The organism is Microbacterium sp. Y832 (genome assembly GCF_057669765.1).
In genome coordinates this window covers 1-4105 of the sequence record NZ_JBYHFM010000013.1, presented here as the reverse complement: position 1 = coordinate 4105, position 4105 = coordinate 1, and the positions used below count along the sequence as shown (strand labels likewise).

General features: G+C 66.1%; 2 protein-coding genes. One reads left to right on the top strand and one right to left on the bottom strand.

All coding sequences use genetic code 11. The features are described from left to right. Positions 1-213: 213 nt before the first annotated feature. A complete protein-coding gene (locus AC25YV_RS12745) occupies positions 214-1662 on the bottom strand; it encodes an alpha/beta hydrolase (protein ID WP_488124230.1) in 1449 nt (482 codons plus the stop codon). Between the two features lie 415 nt (positions 1663-2077). Between AC25YV_RS12745 and AC25YV_RS12740 the strand changes: the two genes are divergently transcribed. Continuing rightward, the gene (locus AC25YV_RS12740; protein WP_488124229.1) at positions 2078-3889 is read left to right on the top strand and encodes a putative Ig domain-containing protein; all 1812 of its coding nucleotides are present in this window, start codon (positions 2078-2080) and stop codon (positions 3887-3889) included. Positions 3890-4105 lie beyond the last annotated feature (216 nt).

Below are 4105 nucleotides of genomic sequence, written 5' to 3'. Positions count from 1 at the left end.
CGACGTTGACGTCGATGTCGCTGGATCCGAGCTCGTCGGGTGCCTCGTCGGCGATCGCGGCACCTGCCACACCCACCAGCAGCACCGCACCGCCGGCAGCGGCGGTGACCCGACCGATCATTTCGCGCGTTTTCATTGCATTCTCCACTTCACGTTGTTTCAAACAGGGGGGTGTGGTGGGCCCGACCGTACGGACGGGCCCACCACGATCACTCAGTTGCAGGACGTCGCCGCATACGACGCCGTCACCTGCGTCGACATGGGCTTGCCGTGCACGACGGACGTCGCGTCAACGGTCACCGTGCCTGCCGGCACAGACGCTGCACGCGTCGTGAACGAGTGCGTCGCGCGCTTGTCCTCCGCGATCCCGCTGAACGACTTCGTGCCGAAGGTGCTCGACACCGTCAGGTCGACCGTGGCGGCGTCGGCGTTGGTCGCCGTGACGCTGATCAGAGCCTTGCCCGCCACGCACCTCACTGCAGCGGTCGCCGACACGCTGAGGTCCCAGGCGTCCGGCTGCCACACGTAGTCGCGGGCGAAGATCGTGAACAGCTGGTTCCAGGCATTGAAGTCATGCGCTCCGGAGACCACCACGTTCTCGATGCGCGCGTTCGTCAGTGCCGCGACGGCGTTGGGGTTCGGCAGGCCGAAGTCCCAGGCGCCCCCGCCGTACATGATGAACGGGACGCCGAGGTTCGGCGTCGTGTTGCGCACGCTGACCCCGCCACTCCACGGGCCGTAGTAGCCGAACAGCGTCGGGTCGTAATTGATGATGTTCGACGTGACGATGCCACCGGCCGACAAGCCCGCGAAGGCGCGGTCCTGCGCGGCGGTCGACACGTTGTAGTTCGCCTCGACGAACGGCAGCACGACATTGCGCAGGTTGGGATAACCCTGGTTCGCAGCTCCGAGGTAGTTGGTGTTCGTGGTGACCACGATCGCCGGCTCGGTGTCGCCGTCTGCGATCAGGTTGTCCATGATCACGGGGACGTTGCCCATGTTCATCCAGTCCGACTGGTCTTGACCGCCGCCGTGCTGCATGTAGATGGTCTTGTACGGCTCTGCGCGGTTCGCGTCGTAGCCCGGGGGCAGGTACACGCCCATCGTCCGGCTGGTTCCTGCGACCTCGAACGGCACGTAGCTCCAGGTGCCCTTCGCGATGCCGGTGCGCTCGTTCTCGGCGAGCGCGCGGGCGGCCAGCGGTGCGTAGTTCTGCTTTACCGGGTCGTACGGCACGAACACCTTGTTGAAGGATCGCCGGGCGGTGCCGGTCAGACCGTCCGGCGGGTTGATCGGCGGGTTCGCCGGGTCTGCCAGCCACAGGTTCGTGTTGTTGTTGACATAGAACCAGTACTGGTTCGCACCGGCGGCGAGCGGCACCTGCGTCACCCAGTTGCCGTCACCGGCGTACGTCATCTCGACGTCGTAGCCGCCGCCGCCGCGCATGAGGCCCGGTCGATACTGCGAGGGCGAGTACACGGTCGTGTCCGTGGGGTCCGCCCAGTTGCGGAGCATGATGTCCGCGACGAAGCGCACACTGGTCGCCTCCGGCAGGTGAATGACGAACCGACCGGTGTAACCGGTCGGTGAGGTGGGGTCTGCGAAGATCGTCGGTCCGGGAGTGACCTCTTCCTCCTCCGCATGTGCTGGCGCTGAGGCCATCCCCAGCACCATCGCCGTGGCGGCCGCGAAGACCGCGAGCGGTCGTAGCAGCCGACGGGCTGTGCTTTGGCCCTCAGCGGGCGAATCCGCCCGCCTTCTTGATGTGACAACGTGCATAACCGTTCCTCCTTGAATGGCTGCGGGACACCACGCTGCGCCCCAGACGAGGTCAGGGTACTGAAGGTTTACGACGTTGTATATACCCTTCTCCATCGTTGTAGATGATTTCGCGCACCGTGCGGAGTCCCAAACGAGCGTCGAGAGGACATCGATCCTTTACAACGTGGTAAAGCACTTGTACCCTGACGGCGACTGGGGGGCTCGAACCATCCGACCCCGGCATCCGATAGCCATTCAAGGAGGAACGGTTATGAGAGCTGTGCAATCCCAGGTTTCAGCCCGAGACGGATCGGGGGTGCGAGAGCGTCTTCGCACCCGCGTGCCCCGATCCCTCGCGGCGCTCGGTGCCGCGTTGGCGCTGGTACTCGGCATGGCCGCCGCGCCGGCGCAGGCTGACGAGAGCCTCACGCCGGGGCCGACGATCTTCGCAGACCCCACCTCGCCGACCGGTTACACCGGTCGTTTCGTGTTCTACGAGCCGGATGCGACCAGCGTGCGCTTCGTCGCCGACATCCTGCTGCGCGACTGGGAGAACCCGGCCGACACGACCGTCTACCAGCCCTCGCAGTACCGCCCCGGTCTGATGCGTGGCGCGGGCGCTTACGACGTGCAGATGACGTATGCCGGTGACGGCTACTGGGTGACGCAGGTGCCGCTTGCGGCCGGCCCGAACCAGTACTGGTTCTACGTCAACAACAACACCAACCTGTGGGTCGCCGACCCGGCGAACTCGCCGATCTTCGCCCCCGACGGACTGACGGGCAACGCCCGCCGAGCCTTCAACGCGGTGTACGTCCCCTACGACCCGGTCAAGCAGAACTACGCGCCCCTCGCGGAGCGCGTCATCGCCAACCCCCGACCGGACTCGGCGAAGGGCACGTGGAGCTACGTCCCGATCACGATCGGCGGCGCGACACGCACCCTCGGCGTCTACCTCCCCCCGGGCTATGACCCCGAGCGCGCCGAGCCGTACAAGACGATCTACCTGCAGCACGGCAGCGGCCAGGACCAGTCCGACTGGCTGAACATCGGCAGCGTCCCGATCATCATGGACAACCTGTTGCAGGACGGCGATACCGAGCCGGCCGTCATCGTGACGACCAACTCCAACTACCTCGGCGTCGGCAACCAGGGCTACCCGAACATCACCAACGTGATCATCCCGTTCGTCGAGAGCAACTACAACGTCTCGACCGACCGGCTCGATCGCGCGTGGGCGGGTCTGTCGATGGGTGCCTCGATCACCTCGGGAATCATCAACAACAACCCCCTGCGGTTCGGGTACTACGGCGTATGGAGCTTCAACGCGGGCATCACCCGCACGACCGCGAACGTCGACCAGGCATACATCCACATCGGATGCGGCGTGTGGGACAACCTCAACCTGTGCGCCACGCCCACCGCGCTGAACAACCTCAACGGGTACGTCAACTACAAGAACACCCGCATCGCGGGCGGCCACGACTTCAACGCCTGGCCGCAGTTGTTCGCGATCTGGGCCAAGGACTACCTGTGGACGCCGAGCTCGTTCAACTCGGCCCCGGTGTTCGCGACCGGCGGTGAGAGTCAGACGGTCGATGAGGGTGAGACGCTCACCTTCGGCGTCGAGGCCTCGGACTCCGACGCCCCTCGGGACACGCTGATCTACTCGGCGCAGGGGCTGCCCGCGGGTGCCTCCTTCGACCCGGCGGGCCGGCAGTTCACCTGGACGCCGGGCGCCGATCAGGCCGGGTCGTACGAGGTCACCTTCACGGTGGTCGACGGCACCCGGGCGTTCAACCTGTCGGCGACCAAGACCGTGCAGATCACCGTCGGCAATATGCCGCACGTCTCGGCCACGGCGACGGTGCGCTGCGTGGCAGGCAAGGCGCTCGTCAGCGTCACCGCGACCAGCGGCGACCCGGCAGCGCTGGATCTCGCCATGACCAGCTCGTACGGAGCCAAGTCCTTCGCCGGCATCGGCGCGGGCAAGAGCGCGACGCATTCGTTCACCACGCGGCTGGCAGCGGTGCCCGCCGGAACGGTGACCGTCACGGCCACCGACACCGCGGGCGGCGCCGGATCCGCCCAGGTCGCGGCGCCGTATGCCGCGGCGTCCTGCGGGTGAGTGATCGTGGTGGGCCCTTCCGGGCGGTCGGGTCCACCACACCCCTTTGTGTGTTCTTCGTCAATACCTGAAATGGAGCTGAAGCAATGAGAAAACGTGAATGGATCGGTCGTATCACGGCCGGAGCGGCGGGAGTGGTGCTGCTCGGCGGTGTGGCCGGAGTCGCCGTCGCCGATGACCTGGATCTGGGGAGCAGTGACGTAGAGGTCTCTGTGC

What these genes read in the sequence shown, in the direction of transcription:
- AC25YV_RS12745 (WP_488124230.1), bottom strand. Translation starts at nt 1,662, where the DNA reads ATGGCCTCAGCGCCAGCACATGCGGAGGAGGAAGAGGTCACTCCCGGA.